At 58.4% G+C, this 16,483-nt stretch carries 13 protein-coding genes and 1 tRNA gene; 8 read left to right on the top strand and 6 right to left on the bottom strand.

Annotated elements, in window-relative coordinates:
* Positions 1-38: 38 nt before the first annotated feature.
* Both HOP52_RS12220 and HOP52_RS12215 read right to left on the bottom strand, forming a co-directional pair.
* Positions 39-2,681, bottom strand: coding sequence for a DEAD/DEAH box helicase (locus HOP52_RS12220; RefSeq protein ID WP_238977669.1), 2,643 nt, complete (start codon positions 2,679-2,681; stop codon positions 39-41).
* Positions 2,678-4,222 (bottom strand): site-specific DNA-methyltransferase, encoded by a 1,545-nt coding sequence (locus HOP52_RS12215; protein ID WP_238977668.1) that lies wholly within the window; start codon positions 4,220-4,222, stop codon positions 2,678-2,680. Before HOP52_RS12215 ends, HOP52_RS12220 begins: the two co-directional genes overlap by 4 nt.
* Before the next feature lie 352 nt (positions 4,223-4,574).
* Between HOP52_RS12215 and HOP52_RS12210 the strand changes: the two genes are divergently transcribed.
* Both HOP52_RS12210 and HOP52_RS12205 read left to right on the top strand, forming a co-directional pair.
* Positions 4,575-5,261, top strand: coding sequence for a hypothetical protein (locus tag HOP52_RS12210; RefSeq protein WP_238977667.1), 687 nt, complete (start codon positions 4,575-4,577; stop codon positions 5,259-5,261).
* A 1-nt stretch (position 5,262) separates the two neighbouring features.
* Complete coding sequence (locus HOP52_RS12205) at positions 5,263-6,474, top strand: helix-turn-helix domain-containing protein (RefSeq protein ID WP_238977666.1); 1,212 nt, start codon at positions 5,263-5,265, stop codon at positions 6,472-6,474.
* A gap of 119 nt (positions 6,475-6,593) precedes the next feature.
* Here the strand turns inward: HOP52_RS12205 and HOP52_RS12200 are convergent, their stop codons facing one another.
* Together HOP52_RS12200 and HOP52_RS12195 are read right to left on the bottom strand one after the other, a co-directional pair.
* Positions 6,594-8,261, bottom strand: a complete 1,668-nt coding sequence (locus tag HOP52_RS12200; RefSeq protein ID WP_238977665.1) for a UvrD-helicase domain-containing protein — start codon at positions 8,259-8,261, stop codon at positions 6,594-6,596.
* Positions 8,258-10,162, bottom strand: coding sequence for an ATP-dependent nuclease (locus tag HOP52_RS12195; protein WP_238977664.1), 1,905 nt, complete (start codon positions 10,160-10,162; stop codon positions 8,258-8,260). Before HOP52_RS12195 ends, HOP52_RS12200 begins: the two co-directional genes overlap by 4 nt.
* 368 nt (positions 10,163-10,530) lie before the next feature.
* Here HOP52_RS12195 and HOP52_RS12190 point away from each other — a divergent pair.
* Positions 10,531-10,613, top strand: a tRNA-OTHER gene (locus HOP52_RS12190).
* Positions 10,614-10,698: 85 nt separating this feature from the next.
* Here HOP52_RS12190 and HOP52_RS12185 read toward each other — a convergent pair.
* A complete protein-coding gene (locus HOP52_RS12185) occupies positions 10,699-10,974 on the bottom strand; it encodes a hypothetical protein (RefSeq protein ID WP_238977663.1) in 276 nt (91 codons plus the stop codon).
* A 446-nt stretch (positions 10,975-11,420) separates the two neighbouring features.
* Between HOP52_RS12185 and HOP52_RS12180 the strand changes: the two genes are divergently transcribed.
* The 4 genes from HOP52_RS12180 to HOP52_RS12165 all read left to right on the top strand — a co-directional run bounded on the left by HOP52_RS12180 (position 11,421) and on the right by HOP52_RS12165 (position 14,118).
* The gene (locus HOP52_RS12180) at positions 11,421-11,588 is read left to right on the top strand and encodes a hypothetical protein (protein ID WP_238977662.1); all 168 of its coding nucleotides are present in this window, start codon (positions 11,421-11,423) and stop codon (positions 11,586-11,588) included.
* A gap of 127 nt (positions 11,589-11,715) precedes the next feature.
* The gene (rnk, locus tag HOP52_RS12175; RefSeq protein ID WP_238977661.1) at positions 11,716-12,129 is read left to right on the top strand and encodes a nucleoside diphosphate kinase regulator; all 414 of its coding nucleotides are present in this window, start codon (positions 11,716-11,718) and stop codon (positions 12,127-12,129) included.
* Positions 12,130-12,175: 46 nt separating this feature from the next.
* Complete coding sequence (locus HOP52_RS12170; protein ID WP_238977660.1) at positions 12,176-12,793, top strand: LysE family translocator; 618 nt, start codon at positions 12,176-12,178, stop codon at positions 12,791-12,793.
* Between the two features lie 95 nt (positions 12,794-12,888).
* Entirely contained in the window at positions 12,889-14,118 is a 1,230-nt protein-coding gene (locus tag HOP52_RS12165) for an EAL domain-containing response regulator (RefSeq protein WP_238977659.1), read from the top strand.
* On the opposite strand, the gene HOP52_RS12160 is transcribed toward HOP52_RS12165, so the two are convergent.
* Positions 14,058-15,710 carry an isovaleryl-CoA dehydrogenase gene (locus tag HOP52_RS12160; protein ID WP_238977658.1) on the bottom strand — a complete coding sequence of 551 codons (1,653 nt, stop codon included), beginning with the start codon at positions 15,708-15,710 and terminating at the stop codon, positions 14,058-14,060. The genes HOP52_RS12165 and HOP52_RS12160 overlap by 61 nt on opposite strands.
* A gap of 126 nt (positions 15,711-15,836) precedes the next feature.
* On the opposite strand from HOP52_RS12160, the gene HOP52_RS12155 reads away from it, so the two are divergent.
* Positions 15,837-16,385, top strand: coding sequence for an NUDIX hydrolase (locus HOP52_RS12155; protein ID WP_238977657.1), 549 nt, complete (start codon positions 15,837-15,839; stop codon positions 16,383-16,385).
* The last annotated feature ends 98 nt before the right edge of the window (positions 16,386-16,483 follow it).

Below are 16,483 nucleotides of genomic sequence, written 5' to 3'. Positions count from 1 at the left end.
TTCCGCTGGAATGTGAACGTCCCAGCGGAAAAATATCGTTAGGATATGTCTTTGTTTATAATATTCCTGATCTCTTTAGGATCACCCTTTTCAATAGTTGCCATTACGAAAACTGCTTTTCCACTGGAGGCTTTTTCCCATTGCTTGCCAATGAGGTTTTTCTCCCTTGAGTCTCGGCTCTCTTCTGGAGTGCGGTCTTTTCCCTTGTACTCAACAACCAGGAAGCGACCGTCATTTAGAAGTGCGACAAAGTCAGGATAGAACTTGTCTGTCGAGGTAGGGAGGAAGAACGAATTAGGGTGCCTGCTAACGTTGCGTGTCCAATATTTTACACTAGGATGGGAGTCGATCATGAAGGCACACTGCTCTTCCTCGCCGTTGACTTTCTTTGAGTCGAAGGCAGGTACATCGTCAGGTCCCATGAAATGTTTTTTGAACCTGTAACTCCCTCGGTACTTCGGTACACCTTCATACATCTCATCAAAGAAGGTAAAACCGTGGTCAAAAGAGACCTCAACCTGAGCCTCGGAACCAAATAATCTAGCTTGGTAGACTTTCTCGCGTTCGGCTTGTCGGAAGCCGTGAATTTTTTCGGATAGCTTGCGAGCAAGAATAAATTTGCAGCGCATAAGCTGTGACAGACTCAGCTCGCGGTCACGTGTTAGATAGGTTACGACATCGCTTAGCCACGCTAGTAATTCGGCTTGGCTGAGCCAAGGCGTACGTATCTTGCGATCTAGCCACTGCACAAGACTCGTTGGGGTCCAGTCATCAACCTCTACGTTCATGGTGAGCTGTTCAGCAGTATCGCCAGCACCAATGGTTACGCGGTTGCCGTCCAGGTCAATCTCAAATGTGTTCGTGGTATCCACGATATTGAATTCGGACGCCTCCAGTCGGGCAGGGTGGTCGGCAAGTGACCACTCATGTTGCTCCATGAGAATGTCAGGATCACCAAATACCAGCTCCCCCTGTACGTAAGCCATCAAGCGGGGCAGCGTGAAGGTTTCCCCTTTCTGTGAGGGCGGAATCTCGTGCTGGTATTTAGCGTGGTGCTCGTTGATGCTTTGCTGGAGTTTCGGCTTTAGAGATTCAGGCGTATAGCTGATTAACTTGTCGGCTTCCTGAGGCTTGAGGAAGCCCTTTACTTCGACATGGGTCTTGCCGCTCTCGTCGTAGGTCACTTGTACCTTTGACGGCACAGCGGCATTCATCTTGCTGGCTTCTTCCTGACTGGTCTGGATTTCTACTTTCATTGTCGGGCGTGGGCGAGGCTGGCGTCCAAACAAGCCATCATCAAGGCCGAGCTGTTCGGCTTCGATATTGTCCTCTGCTTCGCTCTCTTCAAAGCCCATATCAACGAGTTTATCGCGTAGGCTATGGGCCGCCTCAGAAAAGTGCTTTGACACTAGCTTGGCGTAAGATTTATTGAGCACTTTTTCTTTACGTTTCTGGGCATAAGGCATGCGCAGCACACGGCCCAGGAGCTGCTCAGCATCGGTTGAGCTGCGAATGTTGGCCACCGAGCAGAAAATATAGGCAAACGAGCAGTCCCAGCCCTCCTTAAGCGCCTCAATAGTGATGACATACTCGATAGGGCAATCCGGCTTGAATAGGTTGATACCGTCTAATTCACGCTGCGCGCCCGTTGCCACGGCGATTTTATTCGGGTCAATATTCTCGTTATCGATAAGGTGCTGTTTCAGCACCTCCACGGTGGCCTCTTCTCCTTTTTTTTGTGCCTGGAAGAGCACGATAGGGCGAATGTAAGCTTCCCGGTCGCGTTCAGCGTGCTCTTGCAGCTCGGCACGCTTCAAAATGGCTGAGTTAACCGCACCTTGCCATGTCTCAGCCTCATCCAGCACCACGGGCATTTTGATCATCTCTTCATCTTTCAGCTCCTGGGCCGTCACTGAATGAAGTAGATTGTTAAATCCCTTGGGCGTGGCGGTAAACTCGATGAGTGCCGTTGGATTGATTCGCTCATAAACTTCTTGACTGAGCTTGGAACCGGCCTTATGGGCTTCGTCCATGATGACCAGCGGTTGGTGAAGGTGCATCAGGTTAGCGAAGCTGAATTTTATATTGCCCTTCTCGGTGCGCTCTAGCCCCGGCGTCTGGGGAGGAACCGCTGAAAAATGTGGCTCCATTTCCTCATTGTGGGCATAGACTTTTCGCCCATCGGTATTGCTAACGCGCAGTGTTTGAATGGTGCCTACCACCACGCATAGGTTCGAGCGAAGGTCATGCGGCTTGATCTGGGTAAAATCTCCGATATCAAAAATGCGCACGCGCCCACCGAACGCCTCGTCCAGCGCTTTTCGGTAGGGGTGGCGAGGGTTCTTTAACGCTTCAGCCGTTTGCGAACGAATAGTGTTGGTGGGTACGAGCCACAGCACCAAGGGGAAGTCCTTCTCCACCCAAGCATCTTTTGCCACGGCTATCGAGTGAGCGGCGAGAATCGTCTTACCGCCGCCGGTTGGTAGGCGTAGGCAAACATAAGGCGTATTTGGAAGCGTTTTGATCGGTGTGTACTTCGCTGGATAGCCACGTAGCCGAGCAGCCACCTCAGGCTTTTCAGTGATTTTTTTGTACGCTTCTCGCGGGCCAATAATTCTCGCCTCTTCCAAGTACGCTTGTAGCGTGTCGAGCGAGGCGTGTTGGTAATCCTTTAACTTCATGTGCGCGCCTTAACATCGTAAGGGGTTTGCTTAAACTCGATCTGTTCAGCGTTGAGCGTCGCCTCTGATAGCATTGTGCGCTCGCCATAAATGGTCATGGGGCCTTCAAAGCCGCCTTGTGCATCACGAATCACGGCTAGTGTCTTTCGAGTAAGCACGTTGCCATTGGAAGCCGCTTTATCTCCTAGAATGCCGTTGTATAAAAGTGCATAGCCATGGCCATCATGGCTGCCGAGGAACGGCGTCTGATCATTCGGCTTCGACCATGAGGTGCCCGTCTCGGTAAACCAGATATGTGCTGCCAACACCGGAAATTTGATGTCGGGCTGAATTTGACCATCTTCTGTAAATACGGAAGGGCCAAGTCGATAGAAACAGAAGCCGCCACCTCCTTTCCAGTTTTGTTCTTCTGATATTCCTCCTTGCTCACCATCAACGACTTTTTTGAGTCTGGGAAGGCAGTGTGTAACTGCGTGATCGCCCATCTCAATACCAATGTATCGACGGCCCATTTTGTGGGCCACAGCGGTAGTGGTAGCTGAGCCAAGGAAGCTATCAAGAATTAGGTCGCCAGGATTTGATGCTATTTGTAATATGCGTTGCATCAGTCGCTCTGGTTTTGGAGTGTCGGCAGTATTGCTGCCGCCAAATATCCTTATGCTTTCTTTTTTTGACTCGTCTGTATGTCCAGCATCATCGTGTGGCCACCATGTCCAAGGCACAACTCCAGGAACTTCCGAAAGAAAGCGGATCACACTCGGTGCTGCGTCCCCGTTTTTACCCCAGTATATTCGATTGTCAGCCAATTTTTTTTTGAATTCACTTTCAATCATTGACCAACAGCGCCCCTCTGGTGGGTAATGAACTTTCCCATCAGGTGCTACTATTTTGTACATTTGGTTTGGTCGATAGCCTTGCGCAGTCATTGGAAGCCCGCGCCACCTCTTTGCAGGATCAGTTTCATGTGGGTTGTCAGGGTTTTTATAAACTTTAGCCTGCCTTTCATCTAGGGGTATCCTGTTGGCTCTAGGCCTAAACAGTGATTCATTTTTTACATAAACGAGGATGTGCTCATGTGCATCCCCCAAGACGCCACGATTTTCACGCGAGTAGCGTTTTTGCCACACTACATTCGCGAGAAAGCACTTTCGGCCAAAAATCTCATCCATGATGACTTTAAGGTAATGGCTTTCTCGATCATCAATGCTTACCCAAATCGACCCATCTTCCGCTAGTAGCTCGCGTAGCAGTTCCAAGCGAGGCCACATCATGGCCAGCCATTTTGAATGCTCCAAGTTGTCGTCGTAATGCTCGAAGGCAGATCCAGTATTGTAAGGTGGGTCAATATAGATGCACTTCACTTGCCCAGCGTAATAGGGCAGCAAGGCCTTTAAGGCGTCGAGGTTATCTCCCTGAATGAGCATATTTCCTGCCTCTTGGTCACCGTAGCTTAACTCCGGTGCCGCTTCGAGCAATCGGTAGGGAACTTTCTCGGTAGCACGTACATCTTCATCTCGGGTTAACCATCGCAGTGTTGGCATGTGCTCTTGGATTCCTTAACAGCTCGTTGCTTGGGCTTAGCCCCATGCCGTCATGATACCCCTTGTGGCCGGCGACTCCCATATGCGGCATAACCGATCTTGATGAAGCTGGCAGCTCATGGGGCTGCTGTCCACAGTCCTCATCCCCAAGCTGCTTCTGGTTGTGGCCAACTGCGTTGCGCCTGGCGAAGCTGTGAGCCTGATGAGCGGTGGCTCGGGAGTGGGAACGTTAGCTCGCTACTGATCTCGGGCTCTACATGGCTGGGATTATCGCCACGGTTCTGGATAACAGGAAAAAAAGCGCCTATAATCCGTATTGCAGAAATCGCTGCCTGCAACCCGAGGAGCCGTTGTGAATCAAGAAGAAATCAGCCGTTTCATCTGCCAGGAACTGCCTCGCAACCACCTTCAGAGGGTACTTGAGAGCATCGAGGTGGCGTTCAACGAGAGCGATCGCCACCTCAAAGCTACCTATCAGGAAGTGCCTCTGGCAGGGCCTGGTCCGCAATCCCACCACTACATGGTGCAGGAGGCGCTGCTGGGGTTGCCAGAGGATGAGGGCTTCGAGGTGAGCAACCAATCAACGCGGCCAGCAGGTGGGCATTATGCGCTGATCCGCGCGGGTAGCCTGCAGGTCACAACCAGCATAATCACAATGGGTAGGACTCCTCCCATTCGAGATGCTGGTTTTAGGCGTTTGTTGGCTCTGATCAACAAAAGGCTGGAAAGGCAGCACCCTGACCTTTTTAGCTCCTCTGCATCGCCTCTGGGGCCTAGCCAAGATTCACTCCATGCCTTGCTGCTGCCTTATGTAGCCAAGTGGTCAGAAACTGACCACAGCAGCCCTGTTGGCATGGCCGTCGCGGTACCATATAGCGACCCTCGGACGGGCTTTCATCTGTTTATGGATGTGAACCAGCTCTGGCAGCATTACGATGAGCAAGGCGACGGGCTTGAGGATATTGCCTACCCGACCCTGCGTGATAGGATGCGCCACGCTGAGTCTAGGGACCAAAGTGAAGAAGGCGGAAGCGAGTGACATGAGAACAGGGGTTGAGGGATTCCAGGGCCAGCGATTGAACCAGTTGCGCACGGTCCACAATTTAACCCTGGCGGAGCTGGGAGAGCAGATTGGGCGCTCTTCCAGTACCGTTTCGGCTTGGGAGAAAGGTTCCCAGCTGCCTGAGGCTGAGTCATTTGATCGCTTGTGTCGCGTATTTAGTGTTTCTCGCATGTGGTTTTTGAGGCCAGTGCCCACTGCAGATGAAGATAAACAGCGCCCTTACTTTTTTCGCAACCAAGCGGCTGCTTACAAACAGGCGCGCGAAAGGTCTCAGCTATATTTGGCCTGGCTTCAAGAAATCTCGGACTTCTTTCAAGGTGCGATGGACTGGCCTGATGTTAATGTGCCAATGCTAGATACCGACGATTGCCGGCTGATTAGCGATGAGGAAATTGAGGAAATTGCGCGGGAGTGTCGCGAGGTTTGGAAGCTCGGTACGGCTCCAATCCCGAATGTCATCCAGGTGATGGAGAATGCGGGTATTATTTGTACCCGTGCAACCCTGGGGCACGTCAAGATGGACGGTGTTTCCCATGTGTCAGTTCTGGATGGTCGTCCGTATGTTCTTATTGCTGAAGATAAATCGAATGCAATTCGCAACCGCTTTGATGCAGCGCATGAGCTTGGACATGTCGTTCTTCACTCCAGAATACCGGCCTCCCAATATGCGAAAAACGAGCTGTATGATCTTTTAGAAGCTCAGGCTCACCGCTTTGCTAGTGCCTTTTTGATGCCGCCTGAAAGTTTCTCCCAAGAGGTAGTGTGGCCGACGCTTGACAACCTACTTTCACTTAAGCCGCGCTGGAAGGTCTCGGTAGCCTCGATGATCATGCGCTGTCGTGATTTGTCACTCCTCAATGAGCAGCTCGAATTGAGGCTGTGGAAGGGGCGCTCGGCACGCAAATGGACGAAAGGCGAGCCAGGCGATGATGCTCTTGCGTTTGAGCAGCCCAAGTTGATGATGCGCGGTGCGCATCTTTTGGTTGATAACGGAATCTTTGAGCGTGCTGAGCTGGTACATCAGATTGGTCTTCCGCCCGAAACCATTGAGATGCTTTGCAACTTACCCCCTGGGTACCTGAGTTCGCAGCCTGAGGCTGGAGATAACGTTGTGCCTCTCAAGCTCAAGCGAAATGGCGCGAGGCCAGGGCGAGCTACCCGAGCGGATGTTCTTCCTTTTCAGAAATAGTGTTGAGTTTGTATTATGACGAATCAAAGATGACTAATTTCCGGTTATGGGGTGAGAAGGCACCGGCCAGCAGCTTCAGACGGCCGATTAGGGCCCTCGTTAATGAGGCGGGGTAACCATTACCTCACGAACGGCGAGGCATAGCCTAAGTACTCAGTTTGAGCAGAACGCTGTACATCCCAGCGGTTGGTATGCCCCACGGGGCGCTCCCGTCGGTCCGCATGGGTTAGAACAAGTTGCCTCTTGGCCCGCGACACCCCAACAAAAAACGCGCAACGGTTTTCATCTTGGTCACCAAAGAAAATTTCGTTTTCAACGGCCATGATGATGACCGAATCGAACTCAAGGCCTTTGCTCTTGTGAATGGTTAGGATGCGTACTGCCTGGTCATCTGAAAACCGTCCAAGGGCTTTAGGTAAATCGGATTCCGTTTTGAGCAGCTCGTTTATGCGTGCTTTGGTGCTTCGGACGACCTCGTTGAGTCGATCATGGGTCTCATAGTCCGGCGAAAGCGCTACAAGGGTTTCGAGACTGATTTGCTTCAAGAAGGCTCGAAAAAATTCCCACCAGCCAGAAAAAGGCTCCGCGAACAGGGCGGCAATGGCTGCTTCTTTTCGTTGTTCCTTGATTAGTCGATCAAGGTCTTTGCGTGCATTCGACTGAACGTCTTCATCCGCGAAAGGAACTAGTTGATTCATTAATCGAATCCAGGCTTTGGGTTCACGCTGCCCGTAGAGGCAGGACAGATAGTCCACAATCAAACGGGCGGCGGGCTCGACCGTGATATCCTGAATTTGTTGCTCATTGCGGTAAGGAATGCCTCTTGCCTCTAATGCCGCCATGAGATGGTCAGCGTATAGGTCAAGCTGAATGCGAATGAGGATTGCGATTTCCGCTGGCGGTAGTTGTTCGGTCTTTATCCAGCCATCAATCAAGTCTGCTATATATTCAGCTTCCTTGCGGCTGTCTTCGAAGCGCCAAGCGTGTACCTCACCCTCATCACCGGCAAGCTGCTCATCTGGCATCACGGATGCAGGGTCGAGTACCCGGATAATTTCGTTCTGCAGGCGCAGCAGGCGCGGCTTTGAACGGAAGTTGCGGTACATGTTGAGTGGTATCGCTGCGAAATCGGCCGAGAAAGCCTGGAAGATCCCGTCTAGGGCACCTGCCCAGCCCATGATCTTTTGCTTGGTATCGCCCACGGCGGTAAGGCGAATGCTGGTGTCTTGAAACGCGAGCTTAAGAAGCTTGTACTGCAGATTGGTGCAGTCCTGGAACTCATCCAGAAAGACGTCGCTGTAGGTCTGGCGGATGGCATTACGTGCTATTTCTGATTTCTGAAGAATCTGGATGGCCAGCGGAACCAAGTCGGAAAATTCGATGAGGCTACGCGAAGATCCTGGTTTCCGGTCAGCAATTTTGTACCCAGCATCCAACGCGTCCTCACCCGTTAGTATTAGCCGAAAGCGGTCAATAATACGCTTGGCGAAAGCGTGAAAGGTGTAGCTGTCAAACCGCGAGGCCAAATCAGAGCCGCAGCGGTGCTTCACTCGCTCTTTTAAATTGCTGCTAGCGTCGACCTTAAATGAGATAGCTAGGATTCGTTTGGGATAGCGGCAGGTACCTGTGCGCAGAAGGAAATCTGCACGCTGCGCAAGCATTTCAGTTTTTCCCGCACCTGGGCCAGCCGTAAGAGCAAGACTGTGAACCTGCTCCTTAGCTGCTCGCAGGGCGTTAGGCTCAAGGGTTAGTCCATCTGCGGGCTGCCATGCATCGACTGTTATCACTCGGGTAACTCCTCGAGTGTGGCGATCACGGCATCGGCCAAGCGTCCGAGCGATTCGGGCATGTTCGCGAGCAGGTCCACATCGCTGAGCTTGGCAAGAGCATCGATATGCGCTGCCGGTTTGCTGCCAAGCTTGAAACTTTTGTGATAAGTGCCAAACAGTCCCTGTTCGTCGTCGCTGTATTGACTTGCATCGTGGTGGCTTTTTCCGAGGACAGCCTTTATCGTTGACTCATCGGGATTATCTCTTACTACGTTGTAGGCGTCTGGGTAGGCGAGTAGCATCGCGAAATCGAGGTCCATGGGATACGAAAAGTACACATCTCGATCCTCTAGCGCCTTAAGATAGTTGGCGAAGTCCCGAACCATATATTTTGTTGAGTCCCACTTTGGGATCCCGTAATTCTCAGGAAGCTTTTTATCTAGCTGATATCTACCCAGCTGATCATTCGCGTACTTGATTCGTCCCCAGCCGGCCTGATGGCGCGCGATATCAAGATCAAGCAGCGTCAGATAAGGAATTTTCAGGGCAGACAGTAGGCGCCAGAAGTGATTAACGTGACGTCCTCCTAAGGGCGCTATCGAGACTGACGACTCATCAACAGGAACACCTTTGGCCTGAAGTAGTCGAGGAAGGACGATTTCTTCGCTGTCGCCCTCCCCCAGAACCACAAGGCGAGAAAAATAGACTTCCGGAAAGGCTTGTACAGCCTCGCGCACAAACTTGTGTGCTTCGTCCGCGGTGTCGGGCAATTGGATATGAGTAACGCGCGTTGTTCGCCCCTCGGTCAGACGCAGGTACCGGATCCATTCAGGAGCAACGCGCCGCAGCATCGACGGTGCGTGAGTGGCAATCAGCGCTTGGGCGTCGCCGTTTCCGGTCATCAAACCTAGAGCATTGATGATGCGCCCGAGGTAATGGGGTGAAAGACTGTTCTCCGGCTCTTCCACTGCAACCAGTGTAAAGACAGGTGGCCGCAACTTGTCAGCGTCGAAAGATTTGTTTTTTCCGGCTAGTACGGCGCGACCTATGGCCTGTGACGACAGCACGAGGGACAGGTATAGCATCGACTTTTGGCCATCACTCAGGCGTGAGAAGTCCACCAGCTGCTCATCGTGCCCGGGCGAAAAGGAGACCGACATATGCCTCAACAAGGCCTCGACCTCAGAGGACGCGAAGGTGATTTTCGGGTCGGTAAAAAAACTGCCCTTGTGCAAAGTGTCCCAAGCCGCTTTCAAGCTTTTGCTAAATGCATCTACCGATGGGTTGGCCGCCAAACTGTCGCTGATTTGGTCAGTGAGACCCTTGATAACATCGCGCTCTGCATCCCAGTTTACCGCGCGCAACATGCGCCCGAGTAATGCATTGGCGCCGTAGGCAATGTGATCAGCTGGGTCACGGCGGGCTGGCAAGTAGTGGACATAGATATGGTTTCGCTCAGATCGGGGAACTTGCGCTGAGTTGAGCGGAGAACCATCTGCATTGATGTCCAAGACATAGACCAAGGTTTCCTCTATGTCGCCATCCGGCCCCATGATGGCACTGAGGCGAAAACGCACACGCGGTATGCCATCCGTCTCATCGAGCCGCATGTGGCCAAAGTGAGGAGCAACGGTGCTGTTGTCTTCATCTTCTACAAGCTCCGGGAATAAAAAGTCGGCTTCTATCCAGAGCTGGCGCTCTTCCGGCACCTTCGTCTCATCGAAGGGGACATGAAAGTCAGTTCGCAGGATGCGGCGCAAGGATGGATCGAAAGCAAACAAGCGGCATAGCGCCTGGAGTGCAGCTGTCTTGCCTGAGCCGTTGGGGCCAATAAGGAAAGAAATATCATCTAGTCCGAGCTCTTCTGGCTGCGCTCCAAAAGACTGGAAATTGCAAAGACGAATCTTTTCAAGTTTCATACAGCACCTAGATCCACGGCCGGAATATATATCGCCTAATGCTAAGCTACCACGACACGCAATTGAAGAGAAGTTTGGAGCCAGCTGTGGCTGGTTAAACCTAGGCTACCAGATGCCAAGGGAGATTGAATTGTCAGCTGCGGCTTGAAAATGTGTCCGCTCTGACTTCACCAGAACATCCCTTGGTCTTAGATCCATTGTGAAAATGGCCTGCGATAGCGCCGTCACCTACGCAGCGGACGCTCGTCCGCTGCGTAGGCTGGTGCAATGTGGTCGCAGTTTGGTCGCAGACGGCAGCAAGTCGATGCTGTGTGTGTAACCAGTGTAAAATTTCAAGCTATTGATTAATCGACAAAAGCCCGTAGCAAGCGCGGCCTGGAGTTGTCGAAAAACGGATTCAAAATCCGCCGGGTGCAAGCCCTTGTCGGTTCGAGTCCGACCGCCGGTACCACCCCAGAAGAAACAGCCGCCTATGGGCGGCTGTTCGTGTTTTCCCCTTCCTGTTATTACCCCTACTGTTTCGGTGCTCCGAGAGGTCATCCTTGGCAGTGCCGATCCTCGTCATTCAGCTCTTGCCCTGTTGGCGCCGGGCGATGATTCAGCGACGGCTTTTTGCTGCAGGCGGCCATGGCCCCATCCAGGCTATTGGTCACGGCGTCCCAGGGCAGCGGTGATCCGGCCAGATGGCAATGGTAGAGGGTTTCGTCGTCGACCTCGACGCGATGAATGTCGTTGCCCTGATCGTCCTGCCACCAGTCGGCGTGGATGTGCTGCCAGTGGGGCCGGCATGGGGCGGCAAAACTGATGTTCATGATCTCGTTCCCTCCTTGCACGACCCTTGCGGGTCGCCGCGCCAGGACGCATTTCTTTGATACCGGTTGAGGGGCTTACAGTGCGTGCCGGCGGTGTTGTCGTCGAGTGCCGCCTGGCACGTCCCTACCTTATAGATTAGTAGAGAAACGCTGTTTGTAAACACTGTTCCTTAATCTGCGAGCTCTGGTTGCGAGCCGCCTGGTAGGTGCCCCCGTGGTCAGCGGGTAGGTGATCCCGGAATCTGTCTCACTGGAGGCGCGGTCCGAGGGGCAGGGATGAAGGGGGCATGGTCAGCAAGGGCTTGGCTGTGCTTAGCTGAGGACGGTTACGGCCGCAGAGGGGAGGCCGCCCCTGCCCAGTTCTGGGCTTGGGCGACAAGGCCTCGTCGGCGCGTCGCCCGGGGCCGGGCGATGTATCGTTGATCACACGAAGCAAGGAGCCGGACATGGGGGTGAAGTGGTTCGCCGCAGGGCTGGTCGCGCTGGGACTGGTGCTGGCGCTGCTCGGCCTGCAGGCCTGGAACCCGGTGGCCTTCGTCGGGGTAGCGCTGACGCTGCTGGGCGGGGTGGTGCTTGCGACACGCCGTCGCGGGCCACGACGAGATAAGGCCTGACAGGGCCGCCGCTTGGGCTTATGATGGTTTCCAAGCCACAGTCCTTCTCCCGCTTGCGGGCGAAGGACTGTTTTTGTTGCACGGTCGGTGTTGCGTACACATAGCGTTGACTGGCAGAGGAGATCGTATGTCGTCCCGTCCCCCCATCATCATCAACCGTCTCGATGCCGAGCGGCTGCAGCGCCTGATCGACGCGGCGAGCGACAGGGATCGTTTCGTGGCCGATCTGCTGGAAGCCGAGCTGGAGCGGGGTGAGGTCATCGACCCGGAGGATATTCCCGAGGACGTGGTCAGCATGAACAGCCAGGTGCAGTTCACCGACTTGACCCGCGGCCGGCAGATGATTCGCACCCTGGTCTATCCCCACGCTTTGGCTGCCACCGAGGACGGCCTGTCGGTGATGGCGCCGATCGGTGCCAGCCTGATCGGCCTGCGCATCGGCGACACCATCGACTGGCCCCTGCCGGACGGTGGCGAGGCGACGCTGCGCATCGATGCCATCCTCTGGCAGCCCGAGCGCGAAGGGCAGTTCCACCGCTGAGCCGCCAGGATGGCCGAAGGCGCGTTACCTGCAAGGAGAGACAAGGATGCCGTTGACGCTGTGGATGTCGCTGGTGGCGGTGTGCGCCATGGGGGCCATGTCGCCGGGCCCCAGCCTGGCACTGGTGCTGCGCCACACCCTCGGTGGCGGTCGCGCCCCGGGAGTGGTCGCGGCGCTCTCCCATGCCCTGGGGGTGGGCTTCTATGCCCTGCTCACGGTGTGGGGGCTGGGGGCGCTGATCGTGCGCTTCCCGCTGCTGTTCCAACTGATCACCTGGGCCGGGGCGGCCTACCTGGCCTGGCTGGGCATCCAAGCTCTGCGGGCCGGGCGGGCCGGAACCCTGGAGGCCAGCGGTATGGCCACCACCCGCGGCCAGGCGGCCCGCGAAGGACTGCTGGTGGCCTTGGGCAACCCCAAGCTGATCCTGTTCTTCATCGCCCTGCTCAGCCAGTTCGTCACGCCGGAGATGAGCCTGGCGGCCAAGGCGATCATCGTGGCGACCGCCATGGTGATCGACGGCGGCTGGTACGTGCTGGTGGCGGTGTCCCTGTCGCACTCTCGGGTGCTGCCCTGGCTGCAGGCCAGGGCCCACTGGATTCACCGCCTGACCGGCGTGATTCTGCTGGCGCTGGCGCTGCGTGTGGTGCTCGGCCCCATCGGCTGAAGGTGGGCTGCGTTGACAGCAAGTCCCGGATTGCGGTGATGCTTGGCCGCGGGAGTGCTAGCCTCATGGCTGTTGCCTGAGCGGACACCCTGCCGATGCACGATCAGCCGAACCAAGAGCGCGCCCTGGCGGTGGTCCTCGATGAGGACCCCGACGTGGTGGCCATCCTGTCGCTGCAGCTCCACTTGCTGGGCATGGAGAGCCGCTGCTGTCGGCGCACCGTGACGCTGCTCGACGAGGTCGCCGCCTGTCGGCCCCAACTGGTGATCATGGGGCTGGAGTCCGAAGACCCGGACGGCATCGCCCTGCTGCGCAAGCTGGCTGAGCAGCAGTACCCCGGCTGGGTGTTGCTGCTGGGCGGCGTCGAACGCAAGATCTCGCGCATCGCCGAGCGCGTGGGGCAGACCCTGGGGCTGCAGATGCTGGGCTCCCTGGACAAGCCCATGCGGCTGGCCGAGCTGCGCCAGCGGCTGGGTGGGCTGCGCTTCGGCCGCGAGCCGGCCATCGTGCCCGAGAGCGACCCCTTCTTCTCCGCCGAGGAACTGGAGCGGGCCCTCGAGCAGGGCGAGCTGACCCTGCACTACCAGCCTCAGTTCGAACTCGTCAGCGGTCGGCTGAGCGGCGTCGAAGCCCTGGTCCGCTGGGCCCATCCGGAGATCGGCTTGATCGGGCCGGCCAGCTTCCTGCCCATGCTCACCCCCGGCCAGAGCCGTCGCCTGACCGGTCATGTGCTGCAGCTGGCGCTGGCCGATGCCGAGCGCTGGCAGCGCCTGGACCTGGCGCTGTCGATGTCGGTCAACGTCACCGCCGATGACCTGATGGCGCCGGACCTGCTGGCCCGCACCCGCCACCGCATCCCGGGGGCGTCGCCGCCGGTGGTGCTCGAGATCACCGAGACCGCGGCCATGGACGATGAGCTGCTGGGCTCGGAAATCGCCGCCCGGCTGCACCTGGCCGGCCTGGAGGTGTCGGTGGACGACTTCGGTGTCGGATTTTCGTCCCTTTCCCGGCTGCAGATGCTGCCGATCAGCGAGCTCAAGATCGACCGCAGCTTCGTGCGCCACCTGCAGGACGACACCCAGGACGCCGCCATCGTCGAGGCGGTAGCGCTGCTGGGTCGCCGCCTGGGTATCCGGGTGATCGCAGAGGGGGTCGAGGAGTTGGATTGCCTGGGCCTGCTGGCCCGCTTCGGCTGCACCCATGTGCAGGGCTTCGGCCTGTCGCGGCCGGTGCCCGCCGAGGCGATTCCCGGCCTGGCGCGGGCTCAGTCGCCGATCCGCGCCAGTATCGCCGCCAGCGGCGCATCGCCGGGCAGTACGCCGTAGACCGGGGCGGCCTCGACCCCGAGCCGCGTGCGGCAGAAGGTCATGGCCACCTCGCTCGGCGCGTGGCGCAGCAGCAGCGAGGCCTGCAGGCACTGGGCCAGGCGCTGGGTGAGCCAGCGGGCGCGGGGCTCCAGGGCCTCGGTGGGGCGCCGCAGCTCGCGTTCGAGTCCGGCCAGGGCCAGGTCGTAGTCGGGCTGCTGGCCGTGGGCGGCGTTCAGTTCGGCATGCAGGGCCTGAAGCGCCGCCGGATGGCGCGCCAGGACCCGCAGCACGTCGAGGCAGATCACGTTGCCCGAGCCCTCCCAGATCGAGTTCACCGGGGCCTCGCGGTAGAGCCGCGCCAGCGGGGCCTCTTCCACGTAGCCGATGCCGCCGAGACACTCCATGGCTTCGGCCATGAAGCCGGGGCCGCGCTTGTTGTGCCAGTACTTGGCCAGCGCCGGCAGCAGCCGGGCCAGGGCGCGTTCGTCCTCGTCGCCGCGGGCGGCGGCGTCGAAGGCGCGGGCGGCGCGAAGCGCCAGGGCAATGCCGGCCTCCACCTCCAGCGCCAGGTCGGCGATCACCGCCCGCATCAGCGGCTGCTCGGCCAGCGCCCGGCCGAAGGCGTGGCGGCCCTGGACATGCCGCCAGGCCTCCGCCAGCGCCTGGCGCATCATGCCCACCGGTGCAGTGGCGGCGTCCAGCCGGGTCTGCTGAACCATGTCGAGAATGGTGGCCACGCCGCGGTCGGGCGCGCCGATCAGCGTTGCCCAGGCACCACGATACTCGATCTCGGCGGAGGCGTTGGCGCGGTTGCCGCACTTCTCCTTGAGTCGCTGCAGCTCGATGGCGTTGCGCTCGCCGTCCGGGGTGAAGCGCGGCACCAGAAAACAGCCCAGCCCGCCTTCGGTCTGGGCCAGGGTCAGGAAGGCGTCGGACATGGGGGCGCTGCAGAACCACTTGTGGCCGGTGAGCCGCCACGCCTCGCCTTCCGGCTCGGCGCGGGTGGTGTTGCGGCGCACGTCGCTGCCGCCCTGCTTTTCGGTCATCGCCATGCCCAGGGTCAGGCCGCGCTTGTCGGCGGCCGGCAGCGGGCGGGGGTCGTAGGCGTGGGCCAGCAGCCCGGGGGCCCAGTGGGCCTCGAGCTCCGGCGCGCGGCGCAGCACCGGCATGGCCGCATGGGTCATGGTCACCGGGCAGCAGAAGCCCGGCTCGGCCTGGGTCAGCAGGTAGAGGGCGGCCACGTGGGCCTGATGGCCGCCTTGCCCCTCCTCCTGCCAGGCCACGGCGTGCCAGCCGTTCTCCAGCGCCAGGGCCATCAGCGCGTGGTAGGCCGGATGGTAGCTCACCTCGTCCAGCCGCCGACCGTAGCGGTCGAACAGCCGCAGCTCCGGCGGGTGACGGTTGGCGGCCTCGCCCAGGGCGGCGACCCGGGCGCTGCCGGCCTCGCGGCCCAGGGGCGCCAGGCGCTCGACGACCCAGGGCGGTGCCTCCCGGGCCAGCGCCTCGCGCAGCGGCGTGTCGTCGGCGAGCAGGTCGCGGTCGCCCGGCGGCGCGGGCTGGTTGATCACCTCGTGGGTCGCCAGTCGCATGCGGGGTGCCCGGTCGGTCATGGCAGCGCTCCTCGGGGGGGCCTGACCGCAGCATGGTCAGTGCCGTGGCGCCGGTCAATGTGATGTGGGGGTGACGCCCGGCCTGCTGCTGAGTAGGCTGGGGGCATGATGGCTAAGGAGAGAGCCGTGACGGTCCCCACCCCCTTTGATCAGGCGCTGCCGGCGCCGCGGATTGCCGACGAGTCCATCCAATTGGTGGATGCTCGCAATCGCCCCTGCGGCAGTGCCTCGCGGGCGCTGATGCGCCGCTTCCACTTCTGGCATCGCGCCACCTACGTAGTGGTGCGCAATGCCCGCGGCGAGCTTTGTGTGCAGCGCCGCACCCTGACCAAGGAGGTGTTCCCCGGTGCGCTCGACCTCGCCGCCGGCGGGGTGGTCGGCGCCGGCGAGGCGGTGCATGTGGCGGCCCGCCGCGAGCTGGCCGAGGAGCTGGGCATCCGCGGGGTGCCGCTTCACCATGCGCTGGAGTTCATGCACGACCAGGGCGGCAACCATATCTTCGGCAGCGCCTTCGTCGTCGACTACGATGGTCCTCTGATCCTACAGGCGGAGGAGGTCGCCGAGGCCTTCTGGGCGCCTCTGGGGCAGGCCCTGGCCATGGCCGAGGCCACCCCGGACACTCGCCAGGCCGTGGAGGCGCTGGTGCGGGAGGGCTGGCTTGCGGCGCCGGAATGAGACCGCCGGCGGGGCGCGCGGGGCCCGGGGTGGGCCGGCTCCGGTCGGGTCGACGGGCTGGCGCCGCCGCAAACGACGTGGCATCGTGATAGGTGACT

Origin of the sequence: Billgrantia campisalis (assembly GCF_022341425.1) — a bacterium.
Classification (GTDB): domain Bacteria; phylum Pseudomonadota; class Gammaproteobacteria; order Pseudomonadales; family Halomonadaceae; genus Halomonas; species Halomonas campisalis.
Note: the sequence above shows the minus strand (reverse complement) of the source record. Positions and strands in the feature narration are given on the sequence as shown.